The 20,397-nt window shown below is 44.3% G+C and carries 18 protein-coding genes and 2 pseudogenes; 4 read left to right on the top strand and 16 right to left on the bottom strand.

Annotated elements, in window-relative coordinates; all coding sequences use genetic code 11:
* Positions 1-172: 172 nt before the first annotated feature.
* Both WMW72_RS13095 and WMW72_RS13090 read right to left on the bottom strand, forming a co-directional pair.
* Positions 173-3,196, bottom strand: a complete 3,024-nt coding sequence (locus WMW72_RS13095) for a family 20 glycosylhydrolase (RefSeq protein WP_341415926.1) — start codon at positions 3,194-3,196, stop codon at positions 173-175.
* Between the two features lie 458 nt (positions 3,197-3,654).
* Positions 3,655-4,566 carry a helix-turn-helix transcriptional regulator gene (locus WMW72_RS13090; protein ID WP_341415925.1) on the bottom strand — a complete coding sequence of 304 codons (912 nt, stop codon included), beginning with the start codon at positions 4,564-4,566 and terminating at the stop codon, positions 3,655-3,657.
* Positions 4,567-4,668: 102 nt separating this feature from the next.
* Here WMW72_RS13090 and WMW72_RS13085 point away from each other — a divergent pair, with 102 nt between their 5' ends.
* The 4 genes and pseudogenes from WMW72_RS13085 to WMW72_RS35590 all read left to right on the top strand — a co-directional run.
* Complete coding sequence (locus WMW72_RS13085; protein ID WP_341415924.1) at positions 4,669-5,133, top strand: VOC family protein; 465 nt, start codon at positions 4,669-4,671, stop codon at positions 5,131-5,133.
* A gap of 66 nt (positions 5,134-5,199) precedes the next feature.
* Positions 5,200-6,375 carry an MFS transporter gene (locus WMW72_RS13080; protein WP_341415923.1) on the top strand — a complete coding sequence of 392 codons (1,176 nt, stop codon included), beginning with the start codon at positions 5,200-5,202 and terminating at the stop codon, positions 6,373-6,375.
* A gap of 39 nt (positions 6,376-6,414) precedes the next feature.
* On the top strand, positions 6,415-6,978 hold the full coding sequence (locus tag WMW72_RS13075; RefSeq protein WP_341415922.1) for a YdeI/OmpD-associated family protein: 564 nt from the start codon (positions 6,415-6,417) through the stop codon (positions 6,976-6,978).
* A 69-nt stretch (positions 6,979-7,047) separates the two neighbouring features.
* A pseudogene (locus WMW72_RS35590) lies at positions 7,048-7,298 on the top strand (IS4 family transposase); the annotation flags it as partial.
* Between the two features lie 21 nt (positions 7,299-7,319).
* Here the strand turns inward: WMW72_RS35590 and WMW72_RS13065 are convergent.
* From WMW72_RS13065 to WMW72_RS13005, 14 genes and pseudogenes are all read right to left on the bottom strand, one after another.
* Positions 7,320-7,907 (bottom strand): GNAT family N-acetyltransferase, encoded by a 588-nt coding sequence (locus tag WMW72_RS13065; RefSeq protein WP_341415920.1) that lies wholly within the window; start codon positions 7,905-7,907, stop codon positions 7,320-7,322.
* 91 nt (positions 7,908-7,998) lie between these two features.
* Positions 7,999-8,976 (bottom strand): hypothetical protein, encoded by a 978-nt coding sequence (locus tag WMW72_RS13060; protein ID WP_341415919.1) that lies wholly within the window; start codon positions 8,974-8,976, stop codon positions 7,999-8,001.
* Positions 8,977-9,367: 391 nt separating this feature from the next.
* A complete protein-coding gene (gene map / locus WMW72_RS13055) occupies positions 9,368-10,114 on the bottom strand; it encodes a type I methionyl aminopeptidase (RefSeq protein ID WP_341415918.1) in 747 nt (248 codons plus the stop codon).
* Positions 10,102-10,722, bottom strand: a complete 621-nt coding sequence (locus tag WMW72_RS13050; RefSeq protein WP_341415917.1) for a TetR/AcrR family transcriptional regulator — start codon at positions 10,720-10,722, stop codon at positions 10,102-10,104. Before WMW72_RS13050 ends, map begins: the two co-directional genes overlap by 13 nt.
* 251 nt (positions 10,723-10,973) lie before the next feature.
* A complete protein-coding gene (locus WMW72_RS13045) occupies positions 10,974-11,843 on the bottom strand; it encodes a protein kinase family protein (protein WP_341415916.1) in 870 nt (289 codons plus the stop codon).
* A gap of 77 nt (positions 11,844-11,920) precedes the next feature.
* Positions 11,921-12,397, bottom strand: coding sequence for a GNAT family N-acetyltransferase (locus WMW72_RS13040; protein WP_341415915.1), 477 nt, complete (start codon positions 12,395-12,397; stop codon positions 11,921-11,923).
* A gap of 79 nt (positions 12,398-12,476) precedes the next feature.
* Positions 12,477-13,355, bottom strand: a complete 879-nt coding sequence (locus WMW72_RS13035; RefSeq protein WP_341415914.1) for an NmrA family NAD(P)-binding protein — start codon at positions 13,353-13,355, stop codon at positions 12,477-12,479.
* Between the two features lie 247 nt (positions 13,356-13,602).
* A complete protein-coding gene (gene ppsA / locus WMW72_RS13030; protein ID WP_341415913.1) occupies positions 13,603-16,218 on the bottom strand; it encodes a phosphoenolpyruvate synthase in 2,616 nt (871 codons plus the stop codon).
* Between the two features lie 230 nt (positions 16,219-16,448).
* A pseudogene (locus tag WMW72_RS13025) lies at positions 16,449-16,589 on the bottom strand (GNAT family N-acetyltransferase); the annotation flags it as partial.
* Between the two features lie 39 nt (positions 16,590-16,628).
* Positions 16,629-17,747 (bottom strand): phosphotransferase enzyme family protein, encoded by a 1,119-nt coding sequence (locus WMW72_RS13020; RefSeq protein WP_341415912.1) that lies wholly within the window; start codon positions 17,745-17,747, stop codon positions 16,629-16,631.
* Positions 17,748-17,937: 190 nt separating this feature from the next.
* A complete protein-coding gene (locus tag WMW72_RS13015) occupies positions 17,938-18,168 on the bottom strand; it encodes an SLAC1 family transporter (protein ID WP_423227546.1) in 231 nt (76 codons plus the stop codon).
* Positions 18,111-18,407, bottom strand: a complete 297-nt coding sequence (locus tag WMW72_RS35585) for an SLAC1 family transporter (protein ID WP_423227545.1) — start codon at positions 18,405-18,407, stop codon at positions 18,111-18,113. The genes WMW72_RS13015 and WMW72_RS35585 overlap by 58 nt, the downstream gene beginning before the upstream one ends.
* Positions 18,408-18,760: 353 nt before the next feature.
* Positions 18,761-19,501, bottom strand: coding sequence for an alpha/beta fold hydrolase (locus WMW72_RS13010; protein WP_341415910.1), 741 nt, complete (start codon positions 19,499-19,501; stop codon positions 18,761-18,763).
* 14 nt (positions 19,502-19,515) lie between these two features.
* Positions 19,516-20,268, bottom strand: a complete 753-nt coding sequence (locus WMW72_RS13005; RefSeq protein WP_341415909.1) for an alpha/beta fold hydrolase — start codon at positions 20,266-20,268, stop codon at positions 19,516-19,518.
* Between the last annotated feature and the right edge of the window lie 129 nt (positions 20,269-20,397).

The following is a 20,397-nucleotide window of genomic DNA, read 5'->3' as shown; positions in this document are numbered from 1 at the left end:
TAATAATTTTATATGTCAAACTTGGGAAATCCTTATCCAAGTTCTTGGCATAGTAAAACGGCCTTAGTCCGATGGAATTCCGGACTAAGGCCGCTTAACTGATTTTACTTTTCGTATGGTTTACTCAATAGTGTGCAGTTCATTAACTATTGGCTTGGAACAGACTTCACATTTATTCAGATGCGAGAATCTTGTTCGCTACAAATGCGAGGTCTTCAATGTCTACTTTGCCATGGCCGACAACGTCCGCGATCTTCGCTTCATTCCAGTTCGCGTCGCCTTCTTTGGCTCCGTAGTATTTGGCTACAAGCGCCAAATCTCCGATTGTGAATTTATTATCGCCGTTCAAATCTCCCGGTTGGGAAGTAACGACGGAGGCGATGAATGCTTGAAGTGCCGTATTCAATTCAGCTACCGCTTGCTCAACTTGCTGTTTCGTGGCTTCTGTATTAGCTGCAACTGCTTTCGCGCTATCAATTGCTGCTTGCAGCTTCGCCTTGGATCCCGCCGGATATTGACCGCTTGTTGTACCTTCGGTTGCCGCATCATGTTTGCTTTGAGCGCTTGAAATCAGATCGTTCAACGTCGACTTGTCTACAGGCGGTGCACCCACCAGACTGATCGTGCGAGAGGCATCGCCTACCTGCAGTTCTTTCCCCTGTCCGTTAGCAATAGAAGCCTTGCTTACAGAGACTGACGTATTCGTTGTCTGGGCTACCGACTTGACCTTAAATTTGAGTTTTACCAAATCACCTTGGGGAAGCACTCCCTTATTATCTCCCCCTACGCTGGCAGACAGAATGCGGATTTGTCCTGGCGCGGTATCCTTTTTAGCGATGACTTGGAATCCTTCTCTAGCCGATTCAACAGATTCGAGAATCAAATTCGCCGGATCATAGCTAAGCGTCAAATCTTGGGCATACACTTGCTGGTATTCATCTTGGGTAACTGCGCTTAATCCTATCGTTGCTTCGAAGCTTTGGCCGGAGTCCGCCGTCTGAGGAGCCTTCAGTACTGCTTTTGGCTCTGTTGGTGATTGTATCAAGGCCACAATCTCGCTTGCGCTGAGCGCTCTGTTGAATATATTGAATTCATCCAAGCTGCCTTTGATAAAGGAGTTTCTTGAATTTCCTGATGCTTCTGCTCCAACTAAATCCATGGGGCCATCGATTTTAACCGGGAGCGTTTCTTTGAGTACCCCATTTTCATAAAGAGCAGTTTCAGTGCTTGTGCCTACAAAAGTCAGGTGAGTCCATTGGTTGGATGGAATACTGTAATTGTAATTATAATCTTTACCACCGTAGATGGAAAAACCAACTTTACCTGTTCTCTTCTGGTTGATCTTAATGGATGAAGTGACGCCGCTCAGGAGTGCCTCATTTCGCGACGTACTTGGCTGACCGTTAACCCAAACGCCGACTGTCCAGTCTCCGGGTATATCTGCGGCGCCTAAATTGATATAGCTTGAGGTTCCATTTAAACTTACTGCAGATCCATACTTACCCGTGGTCCACGCTGATCCGCCAACTATAGTTCCGTTTTTATAACCAGACGTATCCGCTAAAGCGCTTCCATTTCCTTCATCCATCTTCCATTCTAAATGAAACGGGGAAGACGAAGGCGTCCATACAATAGGGTCGGCGTAAAATTTGATTCCTTTATTTTGCAATCTTGACGTTTGATTGACCAGTCTTCCTTTAAAATCATCCCAATTTCTATTGCTCTGAGGAGTCCAGCCGACTTCAGCATTCGCTATTAATCGTGGATAGACCATATAATCCATCTGATCTTGAGTCAGAATGGTTTCTGACCATAATGTACTTTCAACGCCATAAATATTGGCTCCTGATATACAATCCGTTGGGTTCCAATTATAAGCTTTGGCGGTATTGACATTTCCTCTCCAAGCTAGGCCAAGTGGCGTATTATTGTAGTAGCGCATGTCGATATAAGTATTTGCCGGAGATACGATGACCTTCAACCCTTTTGCTTTCGCCGCAGTTCCAGTTGTAGGGGTGCAATTCCAGTTCTGCAGAACAGTATCGCTAGTTGTTCCGCTTGAGGTATCAGACGGGTCCCACCCAATAGCTTTCTTACCATATTTATCAAGAATGGCTGTTGCTCTTCCAATGAAATAATCGTAATCACTGGCTGAAGTTACATGAGATTCATCTCCTCCTAGATGAAAATAGGGGGAAGGTGATATGGCTGCAATCTCACGAACCACATCATCAACAAATTGATAGGTAATCTCGGAGCGGGCCATGAGTGTGCTATACCCTACAGCTGTATCCGTACGCATGGGTTTTCTTTTCCCATCAGGATTTAGTTCAGCAATGGAAGCTAAAGCCGCATTCGTATGACCAGGCATATCGATTTCTGGAATGACTTCAATATACCGTTCAGCGGCATAGTTGACGATTTCTTTAAATTCCTCCTGTGTGTAATATCCACCAGGACCACCGCCTACCTGCCCCTTGCTTCCATACTCGATGAGTTCAGGTCTGGATTTAATTTCAATACGCCAGCCTTGATCATCAGATAAATGCATATGAAACTTATTAATCTTATACTGCGAGGCCAGATCGATCTGACGTTTAACAATATCCACCGGGAAGAAATGTCGTGCCACATCAAGCATGAATCCACGGTATTCGTAAGTAGGCTTGTCACTAATCGTGGAATTAGGGATCACCCATTGTACGCCAGAAACAATGCTGCTCTTTTCAATATCTGCCGGTAAGAGCTGTAATAAGGTTTGAATACCTCTAAAGACGCCTTCCGGCTTATTAGCAGTCAGTTTAACTTGATCGGAAGTGGTGTTTAAATCATACCCCTCATTACCTTGGGCAGCATTTCCGCCTACTGTAGTTAAGTAAATACTACCTGCACTTGGATTGTTCGATTTTATGACGTTGATCTGATACCCTGTCGATCTATTCAGTTTGCTGGCGAGCACTTGCCCATTTTTGAACAACTCATCTGTTTCCTCAGCGGAATTGCCGGCTACATAGATGGAAGTGGATCTTGTTAACAGAAATTGCCCAGTTCCGACGGAATAACTTACAGGATTCGGGAATATGGAAGGCTGACTTGTTGCAGCGCTAGCAGCTGTAGGAATTAAGCTCATGATGTTCGCGGATAAAAGTAAAGCCATAGCTGTAGAAGCTGCTTTTTTAACGATTGATTTTTTCATTCTTATTGATCACCCCTACTCAATTTTTACATAACCTCTAGGCATGCGCCGAGGCGGTTAGCACGAATTTTGTTAATCACATGACAGTCATTCATGGTGGAAAGTCTTGGAACTTTTCTGCCAAGTCACTTAACGAACTGCCGATTGATCCTGAGGTGGTCTCGTGATGCATGTATGGCACAATCATTCTCCGTTAAATTTTGATGAACTCACCCCCTTCGTATGATCAAGACGACAACACCGAATGGAAAGAACTGGGATTCGGAGCGTTGAAGCGTGATCATTCCGTTATTTTTCTCAAGCGCTAAGATGGTAAAAGCAAAAAGAGCATGAGTAAAAGAAGTTCTTTTTACTCATGCCCTTTCGGTAACACGTAAAGTTTTTATTAATTTAATCAAATTGTATATGGAGAAAAATATATTGTCAATAAATAAATTTTAATTTGGCCGTGGTGCTTGTTAAGTATATTTCTTCATCATTTTATTCAAATAATCTCGAAATTCTTCAACATAGGTTTTCGGCTCTATGATTTCCAGATCCGTACCGAAGCTCGCTAAAAATTGAAATCCATTACTGTTTTGCGGAACATGGATGGTTGCTAATAAATAATCTGAGCTATAGGTTTCCATGCTCTTTCGACCGTACCTTTCAATGAATTGATCTTTGATGCCAGGCGAAATCAACGCCTTGACGGCGACTAGCTCCGGTTGATAGCTTGCTTCCTGCTCTTGTTCCAACAAATCATCTCTAGGGCTAAACGTTTGTTCATTCATATTAAGCTGATCGATCCGAGATAATTTGAAGGTTCTATATCCCATACGTTGCAAACAGAATCCTTTCAGATACCAGCTCATTTCGCTAAAATGAAGCTGATAGGGCTCGACAGCTCTTTTCGTCGCCGTGCCATTTTTATCTATATAATCAAATGAAACTAATCTTCTCTTTACTATGGCTTCCTGACATGTCCTCAAGGTTTGACGAATCTCAGCCCGACCCTCCCAATCATAAAACGACAGTTGAATGGAACCTTTCGGAGCCAACGGGCTAACCATGGCTTCTATTTTTTTGATCGTTATTTCAACTTCTTCGCTAATTAGAATTTGTTCCAATCCGCCGAGCGCAGTCAATATATTCTCTAAGTCGGAGCTGCTCAGAAGACGTTTATCTACCTTGTATTCATCCATCATGCCGTAGCCGCCATGAACTCCAGTGACCGAATAGATCGGGATGTTGGATAAACTCAAGGTTTCCATATCGCGAAGAATCGTTCTTTTGGAGACATTAAATAACTCCACGAATTCTCTGGTGGAAACGACATCCTTTTTCAGCAAGATCATAATGATAGAGATTAATCTCTCAACTTTTTCCATAGATTCCCCTCTTTTTTTCTGCTTCAATATGAAACGGTGACATAAAGCTGTCACCTCTTATGAATTATACTACATGTATAACAAGAAGGAGGTAATTACTTTATGGCAGCTATTGTATACGTAAACTGTGATGGAAATGCAGAACAAGTGATTGAATTTTATTCGGAGGCTTTAAACGCAATTGAAGTAAAAAAAGTGAGATTCGGGGATATCCCGCAAGATCCAAACTACCCCATGCCGGAAAATGAGTTAAATATGATCATGGAGTCTTCCCTAGAATTCGTAGGCGGGAAAATCATGATGTCGGACATTTTGCCTTCCATGAAGGCGGCAACAGGTGAGCTGGTACAGGGGAATAATATTCTGATTAGTCTAGTCATCGATGATAAGCAAAAACTGGAACAATACTTTAATGGTTTGTCCCTTGGCGGCCATGTCATCATGCCGTTATCCAATTATCCCTGGTCTTCGTGTTTTGGAATGCTAGTCGATAGATTTGGAGTTAACTGGAAATTTAATAGTGACGCAGATCAGTTTCTTAATAACGTAATATCCAATAAACAGTAACCCATTCTGAAAAAATGGTCTTCCAACTGAAGGCCATTTTTTTATATACCGATGGAGGCACGATTTATGAAAAACAGCTATTCTTCGCTTATCTTTTTCCTGGCTTTAGGTATATTTGGCATCATAACAACTGAAATGGGCATGATAGGAGTGCTTCCCCAAATCACTCAAAAGTTTCACATCTCGCCCTCGGAGGCCGGGTACCTTGTGAGTGCCTTTGCTTTAATCGTTGCCATTTCAGGCCCATTCCTAACCTTACTCGCTTCAGGCATGAATCGAAAAGCGATCTTACTATCCGCTATCCTGATGTTCGCCGTCTCTAATTTGGTGTATGCTTATACGACCAGCTTCGAAGTTATGCTGGCTTTCCGGATTGTTCCTGCGTTTTTTCATCCTGTCTTTTTTTCGATTGCGCTTGCGACTGCTGCCAGCCTTGTTCCTCCCGAAAAGATCGGTAAAGCAGTCACCCAGGTTATGGCCGGAGTAACCGTTGGGTTCGCTTTTGGCGTGCCGATTACATCCTACCTCTCCACAAAAATTTCGCTGGAAGCTGCTTTCCTGTTTGGAGCTATTGTGAGCGTCATTGCCTTTATAGGCATACTGGTCTGGCTTCCTTCCATGCCTGTTAGGGAAAGAATGTCTTTCGGCAAGCAGCTCGGCATATTGCGCAAACCTCAATTGTGGTTGACGATCTTGATCGTGGCGGTGATCTTTACAGCGATGAGTTCGGTTTATAGCTACTTTGCCGAATATCTCGGAGAAGTCACCCAGATGAACGGTACCTGGATCAGCGTGATGTTGATGATTTTTGGCGTCACCATGATTGCAGGGAACTTCTTGTTCGGGTACTTTCTGAACAAAAGCATGACCAAAACGGTTATCCTGTTTCCTCTCGTCTATGCGGTCATTTACTTATTTGCTTATCATGGGGGTTCTCATTTTGGGCCGATGGCGATCATCGTATTTGTGTGGGGAGCCGTGCATTCCGGTGGGCTTATTCTAAGTCAAGCCTTATTGATGACTGATGCGCAAGAAGCCCCCGAATTCGGTAACAGCTTATTTGTTTCCTTTTCTAATGTTGGCATTACGGTAGGGACATGGATCGGCGGCTTGTTTATTTCCCGGTGGGGCGCGCATCAGCTTGTCTGGAGCGGTATTATGCTTTTGGCGCTTGCTTTCATACTGATCATAATAAAAACAGCAATTTCCAAATCACAGGTTGAGAAAGCAAGCATGAATTAACGGATCTATGATAAATGTAGAAAGGAAATTCTTTTTCAAATGGATCATTTAATTCTTGTAAAATCGAGAGAAGAGTTGAGGTTTTGGCTGCAGGAAAATAATAAGACTGAAAAATTTTGTTGGGCCTTGGTTAGTATGAAGCCCAAATCGGATACACTCTTGTATCTGGACGCGGTCGAGGAAGCTTTGTGCTTTGGATGGATCGATGGAGTCAAGAAGAAAAGTTCTGAAACGGAGCTGGCTCAGAGACTATCCCCCCGAAGCAAAAAAAGCTCATGGACTGAATTGAATAAAGAACGTGTCCGCCGCCTCGAAAAGCTGGGATTGATGACAGACGAAGGAAGAAAGGTTCTTCCTGATATGGATTACGATTCTTTTCGAATCGATCCGGTTATAGAGCTAAGGCTGAAAGAAGAAAAGCAGATATATGAGAATTTCAAGGCATTTCCGTATCTGTATACAAGAGTTCGGATCGACACGATACAAAGCATAAAAAATCAACCGGAATTATTTGAGAGCAGATTAGATAAATTCATAGCCAATACGAGAGAAAACAAAATGTACGGTCAATGGAATGATCATGGACGTCTATTAGATTATTAACTTAACTTTCGCAGAGCAAAAATCAGCTTGATTTCTTGTAATTACAGGCTTTCTGTGCAATCCGATAAGGCTCCGCAGGTCATCATCTCCATGCTGGATCAGGCGCTGATCGCCCGATCCAGCGCCTCCTACGTCCTGAGGGACAGTTGGTTTAGGCATACGCCGCGGCGTCTCTCATTGTGAGCAAGAAGCGCGGCATGCTACGCTCCATCCGAACCGAGCTTCCTTCGGGCATTCCGGTTCAGGTCGTGTTTGTTCGCCATCGTTCGAAGAAAAACAAATGGCCGGTAATTATGGGGACCGATCTTTCCCTTATGGTAAGATTGAGCTTAGCATCTTGGCTATGTATGATGATGTTTGTTAAGGAGATATTCCGTATATTCATCCTTAGTTAATCCGTACAGGATGGAATCGTGATATCTTCCGTTTATGTAAAACACTTGGCGTCGAACTCCTTCTTGAACGCATCCTACTTTTCTAAGCATAGCGGCCGATGCCTCGTTCCCTTCAAGAACATTATTATTGAATTTATTAAGTCTTCGCTCGAAGAAAGCATACTTTAAGAGTATGTGTATTGCTCTGGTACCATACCCCTTACCCCGGTATGGATTATCAATCACTATGCCTATACTAAATGTGCCGTTCCTCTCGTCTATGCTGTTTATATTAATGCCGCCTACAATTTCACCATTCAAATTTTCAATAGTAAACATTATCCTTCTGTTCGTTGAAGAAAAGTCCGCATTTTCTTCTGTAAACTTTTTCGCTCCTGAAATTGTAGGAGGCAGTTCTATAGCACACTCTAAAAACCGACGTGCTGGAGTATCATATGCACTTACATAACAACTTTCCCAATCATCTGGTGCAATCGCACGCAATCTTATAGCCTCGTCTTGCCAAAAGTAAGCGCTGTAATTTATATTTTGCATAGAAACACCTCCATTTTCTGGATACTCTCTATTATAACCATGGTTTTTAGTGAATGTATGGTAATTTTAGATTATAAGTATTCTTCCCCCATCAATCGAACATGTAGACTCTCCACTCATTGCTGCTTTGCTGCTTTCGCACACAGATCGCCATAGTTCCGACTGAATCATCTTTTACATCAATTTGATATCGAAGTCCCACGCAAAACGGAGCCTGCTTATCTTCGTTTGTTGGTGGGTATGCTCCGATAAAAGTATATTTGTGCTTCTTCATGGGCTCGATCCACGATTCGGATGCCCCTTCTACAAATAGCTCACGGACTTTCTGCTCATCTTGTGCTAACCAGTGGTCGGCAAAACGTTTGATGATGTCAAGAGCCGCTGGATTACCATGAAATCGCAGGATGGATGCCGTGTTGAAGAGATGCCAGCTTGAGCCGTTGTCTATTGTTTCATAATAAACAGTATCGGATCCCTTTTCCTTTATAAAATCGGACCTGACCGTTCCAAACCTAATCCCATCCTCTTGAACCATCATTGAGTTGACAAACCCGCTGATACTGGATGTTAAGTCACTATTGAAGGTCCATGTTGTTCCGCCGTCTTCTGATAGGTACAGCGTTTTTTGGGTTATATCCCCTTTTGGCTCAGATTGCAGCAAGAGCCAAGAGGATCCATTCTGATGAAGTGATGCTAGGATATGATCTTGATCCACTTCAGCTTCCCATGCTTGCTCGATTGGCAGCTGATTGGAGTTCCAATTTACCCCATGGGTATCCGTACGATAGACTTGGAGCCCTGTCCTGACGCTAGCATTTGGTGGTCGGTCGACTGTCCATCCTGTCAAATCGCCTTCATAAGTAAAAAATATCCGATTCCCGCTTGTTAATGGCATGGGAAACCCACTCAACACGACTGGAGTGGACGTTGTGTCAGGAGTTTCGATAGGATCCTGGCTGATAATTGCCATTGACGCAGGAGTTTGCTCATTTTGTGGTTTAGAATGATCACAACCTGCAGCAAGTATGGCTGACAGTATCAAGGTCTGGATGATCAAACATAGTTTCAATTCGTGCCTGTCCTCCTTTGTTAGCCTCGTTGCTTAAACAAGTGCTGTTCCTTGAAGAGCCCTCGGAGTATGTCGGCAGCCCTTCTTATAATCGAGCTAACTTCTCTGCAGTGCGAACTGCTTTGTCTGCGAAGGCCCCTATTCAAGCGCAAGTTCTTTTACTTGTTAAGACTCCTCCCTAATTATTTATATCTTGCTTACATACTACCATGTCTAGAAATGTTATTGGAATATTTTACATATCAGGTCAATGTGCTAGATTCGAAGCCATTCAAGAAAAACAAAAATCGGCCCTTTCACAAACATGTGAACGGTGGCCGATTTTTGGCTTGAAATCTGAAGCGGGAAATCACCGCTCAAAATCAAATTTGAATAAATAAAGGATTGAATTCTATTGTGCGGTCAATATAATCGGTCCATCCGCAGTGATGGCGATCGTATGTTCGTATTGCGCAGAAAGCGAGCCGTCAGCGGTTCTGGCGGTCCATCCGTCGGCATCAACCGTCATGAACGCTTTTCCGGCATTTAGCATCGGCTCGATCGTAAAAACCATTCCTTCCTTCAAGCGGAACCCTTTTCCCGGATACCCGACGTGAGGATAATTAGGTTCCTCGTGCATCTCCCGGCCTACACCATGACCGAGCAGATCGCGCACCACCGAGAATCCGTTTCGCTCGGCATGGGTTTGAACTGCGTGCATCACATCACCGATCCGGTTGCCGACGACAGCTTTTTCGATACCCAGATCTAAGCATTCCTTCGTTACCCGCATCAGCTTACGGGCTTCTTCCGACACCTCGCCGACCGCATAAGACCAAGCTGAATCGCCGACCCAGCCATCCGCTTCCGCGACGATGTCGATTGTGACGATGTCGCCTTCCTTGAGCGGCTTCTGGCTCGGAAAACCATGCGCAATGACGTCGTTGACAGACGCACATGTTGCATAAGGATAGCCGTTGTAGCCTATCGTATAAGCCTTAGCGCCATGCTCCTTCAGGAACCGCACCGCGAACGACTCGATATCGAGCGTCGTGACACCCGGCCGGATCATACCTGCGATGGCTTGATGAAAATCGGCGACAATTCGCCCGGCTTTTCTCATTTCTTCTATTTCTGATCCTGATTTCAGGATGACCATTCGATTCCTCTCTCCTTTGCCTGTATGCCTGAAAAAATCATATCGACGATCCCTTCCACATCCATCTCGCTGCGCATATTGTGGTGGATGTTCAATGCTGCGTAGCCGACAAGCGAGCCGAATATCAGATTAGCTGTTTTCTCCGGTGATTGGGAACCGGTTCCTTCACGAATCATGTCCACAAACGGCAAATAGATCCGTTCCTGAAAATCGGCAAACAGCTTGACAAACCGGTTTCCCGGGAAGTGATGAAAATTATCCGCTACCGTTTTAAGCAAAATAAATAGGGAAGGATCCTGGATGCAATTCCGCAGGAGCAGCCTTGAGAACGATTCCGCTTTGAGCAAACTGCTGCCGTCCTCCGTCAAAGCAGGCAGTATTGCAGACTCCGTTCGATTCAAGGCATCCCACAGCAAGTCTTCCAACAGCATGTGCTTATTTTTGTAGTAATGATACACGGTTCCGTAGCCGAGCTCTGCCTTGACCGCAACATCGCGTATTTCCAATTGAATGCCCTTCTCCACATATACTTCCGCTGCCGCTTGCATAATTTGGTTCATCCGCATCTCTCGAATCTCTTCATTCTGTTCTTTGGTACGTGGTGACATGGCTCCTCCTTTTTTTAGACCTGCTGAAATGTCAATGTAAAATAATATACATCATTTAGAAGTAAGGATCAAGTGACATCTGATTCTTCACCCCACCGAACCTTTCAGGCTATATAACTACTTTTGTCCTTAACCAATCAAGAAAGGTTCCAGTTAGTTAAGAAAAGGCAACCCATAAAAAGCCGGCTGCCTGCAGAAGTTCTTTATTCAAATACGTGAGCACAATTAAATTCTTACAACATTTCAATGGATTATTTAGCTGAATCCCAAGCATGTACAAATTCATGAATCGTATTATATCGTTGTTCTCGTTCCTTACTAACGGCTCGTAAAGCGACTTCGTAAAGTGATCTGTTTGCTTCCCATTGTGAAAACGAATGATCCATTTCCCCGCCAAGTAACCCGAATGCGATAGCTCCCATTGTGAAAACATTCGTTCTTGTATCAATAGGAGAACCTAATATAAATTCTTCCGGAGATTTCGAACGTCTTGCTCCCCAAAAATTCTCTCCCATGTCATTTACAGAAGGCGCTACCCTGTAGAAGTCGATGTCACAGATCTTGGTTAAGTCCTTTGAAAAATCATACAGAATACTACCGTCATAAAAATCAACGGCAACGTACCCTTTTGACTCCACGTATCTATGGAATTCATATAGGGTATCCAGGGACTGCAGCCTTTTCTCGATGGATAATTGTTTAAATCTGTAGAAAGGCGACTCAGGATGACTATGCTTTGCTTCACCTGCAAATAACCAATGTGAATGCAAGCATTCGCCAGTAAACCATTCAAATATGGCAGCATACCCATCTCTCGTTTCAAAATGATCCATAAGCTTAATGAGATGTGGGTGTTCTAATGCTTGGTACAACCGCACGGCAGCCGATAACCTAGAAATTGCATCTTTAGGGTTTCCGGAAAACTCCAGGGGTCTACAACCCGCGTATTTAACAAATAGCTTGTTACCATTCTTCTCGATTCCGAAACTAATGTTACCAGAATCTTGCTGATCAAACACGCAAAAAACGGTGCCAATAGATTGAAGCCATGTGAAATCATGCTCATCTTGAAGCTCAAAAGAAACATTGTCAATCTTGAACTTAATCGGCTGTTGATTCATAGCATAGTCCCCCTAATACAACAATTACCCACCTAATATACTGCTCCATCAGAATTAACAAATCAACTATCAGAAGATCAGAGTCGTAATACAGTTATGGATTCGTCGTTGATGACTTCACCGTTGTCACGGAAGCCGTAGCTTTCATATAGCTTTTTGGCAGGGATGTTATCGGATTTATAAGGGATCCAGCAGTAACCAGCTGGCCCTGCTGGAAAGGTGCGGATAAATTCCAAGATTCTTTTCATAGCTTCCCGGCCATAACCCCGGTTCTGGTATTGCTTGTCAATCATCAGTCGCAAGATGCAATAGTTGTCTTCTGCGATGGACGGTTCTTCGTATCCTGTGATTCCATAAACCAACATAACAAACCCCACGGGCTGCTCATCCGCGTAAATAACAAATGGGAATGGATGTCCCCCATTGGTTACAAGAACATAGCAGGAAGCCACGCTTGATAGATTAGATGCAACAAAGCGTCGCTGGTCCTCTGAAACTTCCAAGTTAAACATGGCACGCCGGTTTTCCAGTGTGATTTTTCTAAGCGTAATCATAGAAAACTCCTCCTTTCATGATCGCTTTATTTCACCCCTCAAACAAAGAATAATAAAAAATGTATGGTTCACGCTGCGTTCAAGGTGTTGGATTCGAATAACCCGCCGTTTTCCATACGCTGGCATGCGCGGCAGCAAAATCGGCCAGTGATCGCGGCCGTCTTCCCGTCACCCGCTCCACGGTATCTGTGACCTGATCTTCCACACCGCCCCTGCGGATTCCCTCATCCAGGCCGGCAAGGAATTCTGCATAATCTGCGGGAATTCCGGCTTGCGCTATTCCGCTGCTAAGCTCGCGGACTCCGATCGACTCGTGCCGGACGTTGATCCCTGCCGCGTTCCCTATCATGCGGGCCGCATCTGCGTAGCTGAGCGCTTCGGGTCCCGTGATGACATGGTCCTGGTTATGGGGCTGCTCATCGGTGAGGGCGCGAACGCCGACCTCACCGATGTCATCCGCGTCCACAAAAGCAACCCGACCTTCCCCTGTTGCCGTAACAATCTTCCCCCCATCCCGAATTGTGGCGGCATGCTGTCCTTCGGTAAAGTTCTGCATAAAGTAAGAGGGCCGCAGTACAGCCCATTCCGATGCGATTCTCCTTAATGCCTCGTGTATGCCGCCAAATACAGGGCCTCCTTCGGCTATAGAGGCGCTACTGAGTAAGACGAATCTCTGCGCACCGGCTTGTACAGCCTCTTCCACAAAAGGAATCACCAATTCTTCCGGATTCATAACCGCGATAGGGGCGACCATATATATGGATTTGACGTCGTTATAAGCATTTTTGTAAGTGCTTCTGTCATTCCAATCGAAATAAACGTGCTCAGTCTTGTCTGCTCCTGGGCGACGTCCGGCTGACCGGACTGTGTATCCGAGCTGATTCAGCTTTGCTGTAATTCGGGTGCCTGTCTTGCCGGTTGCACCGAGCACCAGAATTTTGTCTTGCGGAGTAGTCATGTGGATTCGCTCCTTCGGTATATTTGTCACATACTTCTTCCTTGCTCTTTTATTCCGGACCATTCAGTCTAATTTGAGCAAAGGATGATCTCAGTTTCCTTACGACAGCCATCGTATCATTTCCAGATCGTTCAGTCAATAATGGATTTTCATAGGTGTATGGGTCTAGTAAAAAGGATGAGTTCAGATCCAATGGTTACCCATGTGAACCTCGCTCATCCTTGTCTACACTAGATGTACTCAGCCATTACAATATTTCGATATATCCTTCTGTTCCATGCAAGCGGATTCGCTGCCCGTCTTTGATTAGTTTGGTAGCATTCTCCACGCCGACAACGGCTGGTAAGCCATATTCACGGGCAATAACGGCTCCATGGGTCATCAGTCCGCCAACTTCGGTGACCAGGCCTTTGATGGATACAAACAAGGGGGTCCAGCTGGGGTCAGTAAAGGCCGTGACTAAGATATCTCCCTCTTCCAGATCAGCAGCTTCTAGGTTTAGGATGACACGTGCTCGTCCCTCAATAACTCCGGAAGAAACAGCCAGACCTGCAATAGCTTCGGCTGGGAGATGTTCTCGGTTGTACTTACCTGCAATGATCTCACCATCAGACGTCATCACACGCGGCGGAGTTAGTTTCTCATAACATTTGTACGTTTCTTTCCGTGCGCTGATGATCTGGTCATCCAGTTTATGGGTGCTTACGACTTCATGAAGCTCTTCGAAAGTGAGATAGAATATATCTTCTTTCTCATGAATAATACCCGCTTGTACGAGTTGTTCGGCTTCTTTCAGTAGAGCCTGCTTATAGGCGAAGTAGCGATTAATCATCCCGTATTTGGGATATTCCCGATAACCGCTGAAATTCCGGATGAGGTCGATTCTTTGTTTGGTTTCTTTGGCTTTTTGTTCGCCATCCGGTAATCGCTTCAATCGATCTAACAACTCTTGTTCTTTGTTCCAAGCTTCCTGCCGTCCCTGCTCAAATTTCCGGTGGCTGGCATGAGGCTCAAAGCTTTTGATATGACCAAGAATCATCGGGACAAGTATAGCTGGTTTTTCACTCCAACGAGTTCGAGTCATATCGATTTCCCCGGCACACCGCATTCCGTACTTGCTAAGATAATCACAGATCGCAGCTTGGGCTTCCCTCCCACCCTCAAGCTTAACCAGGTCATCCAACAAGTTATCATCTGTTACCTGTTGCAAATAAGCGATGACTTCCGGATAAGGACGAATTACATCGGCTACATCCAACAGCGCCAGCCCCATTTCCGAAGTTATATTGCCCGGTACGGATTGAGAAAGCGTGTCTGCTGCGTTTTTTTCTCCCAACCACTCCTTCATGTTTTCATTGATCCAGGATGAAGCATCCATAGCGGTCATAATCACCCTTGTACTTTGTGGGTCAAATAAGATCTTCTTTAATTGCTGCATATCTTCCAGGATAAAATCGAACAAATCCGAACCGGATTTTGTTTGGATGCTATGTTTTAACTCTTCAATCGAAGCTTGACTGCTCTTTATCAACTCCGCAACGATAGCCGGATCGTTGTCGATTGGGGCTTGAAGTCCCGCAGACGACACCCCTTTATGGCTTGGATTGGGACTCGTTTCATTTAGATCATGGGGTAACAAGGTAATAAAATTTTCTCGCTCTATGAGGGTCGTAAGTGCGTCTTTGATGAGCGGATCGGAATGGCCCAGAGTATTGACTAAAGTTTCTCTGCCGGCAGGCGAAGCAAGCATAGGTGTAACATCAACAAACAGCCTTCCACCCGCTTTGCGCATGGGTGCACGAGTCGTGAGCAGGTAAAACGACAATCCCAAGGGTTTTATCGGATCGGTCATCATCTGCTGATGCCCGACGGATACATAAACGTGATTTTCCTGATCATTCGCTTCAGGAATCGGGTATAAGGTCGTGATGGGCCGACTCTGGACGATATAAAAGGTATCATGGGCCAGACACCATTCGATATCTTGTGGGCAGCCCATATAAGCTTCGATCTGTCTTCCAATGCTTGCTAATTGTAAAATTTGTTCTTCAGTGAGGGTTTGGGTCTTTTGCAGATCAGGATCGATCGGCCGGGTCTCTGTCCCGCCTTCTTTTCGTCCATAGATGGCCAATTTTTTGGCGGCTATCCTCTTGTCGACGATTTGCCCTTCCTGCACTTGATAATTATCTGCAGATACCAAGCCGGAGACCAGTGCTTCACCAAGTCCAAAGCTTGCATCGATGGATAGCACCTTTCGGTTGGAGGTAATGGGATCAGCGGTAAACAAAATCCCTGAAGCTTCTGGGAAAACCATCCGTTGAACGATAACGGATAAATAAACTTGACTGTGGTCGAATCCGTGCTGCATCCGGTAGATGACCGCGCGATCCGTAAACAGGGAAGCCCAGCATTTGCGGATATGCTGCAGTATCGCTTCTGGGCCGATAATATTTAAATAGCTGTCTTGTTGACCGGCAAAAGAAGCATGTGGCAAATCTTCAGCCGTCGCACTAGAACGCACGGCATAAGCTTGCTCCTCTCCAAAATGAGAGAGATAGTGAGTTACGACTTGGACAACGTCGGAAGGAATCTCTGCTCCGATCATGAGTTGTCGAATCTGCCTGCTGGTTTCACCAATTTGATCTCGATCCTCTGCTTGCAGCATGGTTAGTTGCTTCAACAAAGCATGATATGTTTCATTTTGTCCGATAGCTTTTTGATAGCCCACGGTTGTCACACAGAACCCTTCTGGTACTTGTATGCCTTGAATTTTTGATAATTCCCCTAGATTTACTCCTTTTCCGCCAACGAGATCAAGCTGCGTTTTTTCCATTTCCTGAAAATCGAGAACCAAAGCATTCATTCTACATCTCTCCTAACCATTTGAAATGAGAAAAAACATTTGACAAGAGGTTACCGGCATGATAAATTTAAAGTGTAGGATGTAACAAATGTGTTCATTAGGAATAAAACTTAAAAACAGTCGTGATCCGATTATAGCACCGCGTCTGTTTATGTGCAATATAAAAGAACCTGGTAAAGCAGCCCAGGTTCTTTTTGATTTTCTGTTATCGAGTTGAACTTATCTCCTGCCTAGATATCCTCTGCCGGGTTCATGATGGCTAGAACTTGATGGTCTTCCCACACCCCATTAATCTTAACGTTGTTGCGTGAAATCCCTTCTTTATGGAAACCCACTTTTTCAAGCACGCGGATAGACCCGGGATTTCCAGGAGGGAATTGTATCACAAGAGCAAGGGGATTGTTAAATGACTAAATATCTCGTGACTCAAATGCAAAGGGTTCTTCACACGAGTAGATTTCATCGAAAAATCCCATATACGGGATATCGTCTTCCAGGCATTTGATCAGATACGACAACTCCTCATCACATTCTGGCTCATCCCCATTGTTCCGCATACACTCGAATTCATCTACAATATGCTCCATCAGGGTTGCTTGGATAAATAAGGGCAATTGTTCCACCGCCGAGTTTTCAATCCTGGTCTCGGATCTGTATCCGTCGAGGACTGTTTTAAAGTAATCATCCATAAACTTCTGGCGTTTAACAGCGTCCGGTTCAGTTCGTATCCAGCCTACCCCGCTTCTCCAGAGATCTGCCAGGTCATACATATACCAACCGAAGCATGAATTATCGAAGTCATATACCGTGATTTGCCCGGTATCAAAATCTATCATATAATTCCCATCGTTGAAATCAAAATGGATCATACCGTAAGACTCATGGCTTCTGTCCAAGCCTTCTAAGGCTTTAAGGAGCTCTACCAGCTTCTCCTTGAGCAGAGCTAAAGAGTCGGGTATCAGTTGATCGATATATTCAGCGTTGTATTTCTCCGAAAAGCTATACCGGCGATGAACAGGTGTGTATTCTTTTGACAATTGGTGCAGTTTCCCTAGGACTTTACCGCAGTTATAATAATATTCGGCAATAGGAGCTCCTTCCCGATATCGATAATGATTGTCCGCGAGTTTTTTTCCTCTGGCCCTGTCAAACAGGCAGACAAAGAAAGTGTGATGATGATGAGTGATCTCTTCCAGCAGATTCCCGCTCCTGGAGCTGATTACATCCGAGACACTGCCGCCATGCTCGAATAAATACCTGATATATTCAACTTCGGCCAGCACGTCTTCCCGGCTCCTGTCATGCAAGAAGGCGATCCTGATTATTTTTGAGCCAGCGCCCTCCTTCTCGCAGGTATAAGCGACATTTCGCCCTCCGGCATGTGCCTTCACCAGACTGATTGCATAGCCTTCTAATCCGTACAGCTCGGATACGAGTGGAAGTAAATAGTCATCACCGATTGTAACAACCTCGTTATAAGTCATAATCTCTTCGAGTCCCCACTTGTCGATGTTGTCCTTATTGAGCATGGATCCATCACTCCTTTGTGCTTTTTCCACTCTTAATTTACCTGAAAATTCCAATTGAATTCTAGAGAAACTTTCTATATAACAAAATTCAATTTCCTGTAAATAAAAAAGCCGCGATTTACGCGACTTACAAACAAGGTGAATGGTTCCGGATATTATATCGCCAAAACGATCTCCAATTGCTGATATATTATCCTCTCAGCCATTTGCCAGTGAACAGCATATTCAGCGTTCGAATAAACAACACGATCAGAACAATACTAAGCAAGGCCAGAATGACCGCGGCGATAGTGCTTAACAGCCAGGAATCCACAAACATCGCATACTTCAAAGCAGCATTGCTAAGCGCAGCCATCGGAAAGCTTACCCCCCACCAAGTGGCACCGAACGGTACTGACTTATTGAAGACTTTAAAGAACAAGCTGGTAGTGGAGCAGGATGGATCAATCTGGATACGATCAGGGTGAAGAATACTAAAGCAATCATTCCGCCGATGGCTAAGCACAACAGATTCATTTCATGCGCCCAAGGGAACGGCATGGTGCCGCCGGCAACGCCCACGTCAAGTGCAGCCACTACCGGAATAAGCCATGCAGGCACCGCATTACCTGGTTCTTGGTCCCCCTTTAACAATCGTGATACGAAGATATAACTTATCACTAAAGTGGTCTATACCTAATGCGATAAACACAATAACCGCAACGATACCAATCAGATCAGCGATGACGGGTGAAGTACCGAATAGCTTGCTCGCTTGCCGCCAAGCCAACGATAACCCTGAAATCCCCACTTTATCATAAAGTGATTCAGTTTAGTTATGAAAAGACTCGATATCCGCTATATCAAAACAAGATACTTGTTACCAGGGAGCATAAGAAAAAGCGGTAAGCATCTAAGCCCAAACAAACTTAGACGCTTACCGCTATTCTCTTATTCAAAGGCCGTTATCGAGAATCGATGGATTAATTTATTGCAAGTTGATGGGTCACTATCTTTGTGACGTATTGTCATAATTACTCCAGGAACTGCAGAATCGTATCATTTACTAAAGTTGGGTTTTCCCTAACCATATGTGGTCTATGGCTTGCGTTGGGAACAACAAGATAAGTTGATCCTTTGACAAGCCAAGTCAGACGCTTGACTCGTTCCTCACCGGCGTATGGATCATGTTCACCTGTAATAAATAGCGATGGACATCGAATACTGCTAATCTGCTCCTCTGTAAGTTGAGGGTATAGTCGCCAATCTTGTGCTGATTGCCTCATGTACTCTTCCCAATTTCCTTTATGTGCTTCTTCATGTCTTTCAAGCATTTGATTGATCGTATCGTGTAATCCTTTTTCAATTATCGATTCCGGCTCAAATTCTTCAACACCAGTTGGATCGCTGAAACCACTCGTGCCTATTGTAGTGAGCGTGATCACGCTTTCAGGATGATAAACAGCAAGGTAAAGCCCAACATTCGCCCCCAAGCTATAACCAATCAAATGAGCTTTTGTAATATCTAGTTGCTTCATGAATGCTACGATGTCATCTGCAATTTGAGGTGTAGACCATTCAAGACCTTCACACCTTGTTCTACCGTGCCCTCTGAAATCTGGAAAGTAGCAAGTATATTGTTTTTGAAAATCTAATATCTGACTGGCGAATGCCAATATACCGCGTGAATAACCACTGTGCAAAAAAATGATAGGATCCCCATTACCCATTTTTTCGTAAAACATGTCCAAGTCCTTAACCTTCACATGAGGCATTATTCCTATCCTCCTTATTCACTGTTTGTTTCTAAAAATTGAAGAATGTTATCGTTTACAAAGACAGGGCTTTCTCGGCTCATATGAGGTCTATGGCTGGCACCAGGTACTATAACATAACGCGAATGAGGAATTAGGCTTGTCACCCGTTTAAGATCTTCCTCTGGAGCGTATTCATCATATTCCCCAGCGACAAACAACGAGGGACATGGTATGCTACTTAATTGATCATTCGTTAGTTGAGGATATGTGCGCCAATCCTTTATTTTTTGTCTTAAAAATTCTTGCCAATTTCCAAGGTGCGCATCTAGATGTCTTTCTTCCATAGATCTAATAAAATCATCTTTTTTGTTTTGGATAAGCCATTCCGGTTCAAACTCTTCTGAGCCCATTGATGCCATGAAGCCACTTTGACCAATTGAAGTCAATGTTGCAACTCTATGGGGCTGATTGACAGCACAATAAAGAGCAACTCCTCCTCCCATGCCATATCCAATCAAATGGGCTTTTGGAATGTCTAACTGATCCATAAACATAAGAATATCGTCAGCATGCTGTGGGGTACTCCACACAAGGGAATCGCTCTTTGTTCTGCCATGACCTCTGAAATCCGGAAAGAAACAAGTATACTTTCCTTGGAAATCGAGTATTTGACTCGCAAAGGCTAGTATTCCTCGGGAAAATCCGCTATGTAAGAATATAACCGGGCTTCCGCTGCCCATCCGTTCGTAATAGATTTCTACACTTTTACCTGGAAGATAGGGCACTCTTATTCAGCTCCTTATTCGTAGCAAATGTCGTTTTTGCAGTAATCCATACAAGAAGTTCTACACCATCGGCGGATACTCCTTTTTCCTGAACCTCAGTTCCCTCCTTCTAAGAGAAATAAAAAAAGC

It is taken from the genome of Paenibacillus filicis (assembly GCF_038070315.1).
Lineage (GTDB): Bacteria > Bacillota > Bacilli > Paenibacillales > NBRC-103111 > Paenibacillus_G > Paenibacillus_G filicis.
Note: the sequence above shows the minus strand (reverse complement) of the source record. Positions and strands in the feature narration are given on the sequence as shown.

What these genes read in the sequence shown, in the direction of transcription:
- WMW72_RS13020 (WP_341415912.1), bottom strand. Translation starts at nt 17,747, where the DNA reads ATGCTCAATAAGGACAACATCGACAAGTGGGGACTCGAAGAGATTATG.
- ppsA (WP_341415913.1), bottom strand. Translation starts at nt 16,218, where the DNA reads ATGAATGCTTTGGTTCTCGATTTTCAGGAAATGGAAAAAACGCAGCTT.
- WMW72_RS13085 (WP_341415924.1), top strand. Translation starts at nt 4,669, where the DNA reads ATGGCAGCTATTGTATACGTAAACTGTGATGGAAATGCAGAACAAGTG.
- WMW72_RS13035 (WP_341415914.1), bottom strand. Translation starts at nt 13,355, where the DNA reads ATGACTACTCCGCAAGACAAAATTCTGGTGCTCGGTGCAACCGGCAAG.
- WMW72_RS13045 (WP_341415916.1), bottom strand. Translation starts at nt 11,843, where the DNA reads ATGAATCAACAGCCGATTAAGTTCAAGATTGACAATGTTTCTTTTGAG.
- WMW72_RS13050 (WP_341415917.1), bottom strand. Translation starts at nt 10,722, where the DNA reads ATGTCACCACGTACCAAAGAACAGAATGAAGAGATTCGAGAGATGCGG.
- WMW72_RS13080 (WP_341415923.1), top strand. Translation starts at nt 5,200, where the DNA reads ATGAAAAACAGCTATTCTTCGCTTATCTTTTTCCTGGCTTTAGGTATA.
- WMW72_RS13095 (WP_341415926.1), bottom strand. Translation starts at nt 3,196, where the DNA reads ATGAAAAAATCAATCGTTAAAAAAGCAGCTTCTACAGCTATGGCTTTA.
- WMW72_RS13065 (WP_341415920.1), bottom strand. Translation starts at nt 7,907, where the DNA reads ATGCAAAATATAAATTACAGCGCTTACTTTTGGCAAGACGAGGCTATA.
- WMW72_RS13090 (WP_341415925.1), bottom strand. Translation starts at nt 4,566, where the DNA reads ATGGAAAAAGTTGAGAGATTAATCTCTATCATTATGATCTTGCTGAAA.
- WMW72_RS13040 (WP_341415915.1), bottom strand. Translation starts at nt 12,397, where the DNA reads ATGATTACGCTTAGAAAAATCACACTGGAAAACCGGCGTGCCATGTTT.
- WMW72_RS13075 (WP_341415922.1), top strand. Translation starts at nt 6,415, where the DNA reads ATGGATCATTTAATTCTTGTAAAATCGAGAGAAGAGTTGAGGTTTTGG.
- WMW72_RS13010 (WP_341415910.1), bottom strand. Translation starts at nt 19,501, where the DNA reads ATGCCTCATGTGAAGGTTAAGGACTTGGACATGTTTTACGAAAAAATG.
- map (WP_341415918.1), bottom strand. Translation starts at nt 10,114, where the DNA reads ATGGTCATCCTGAAATCAGGATCAGAAATAGAAGAAATGAGAAAAGCC.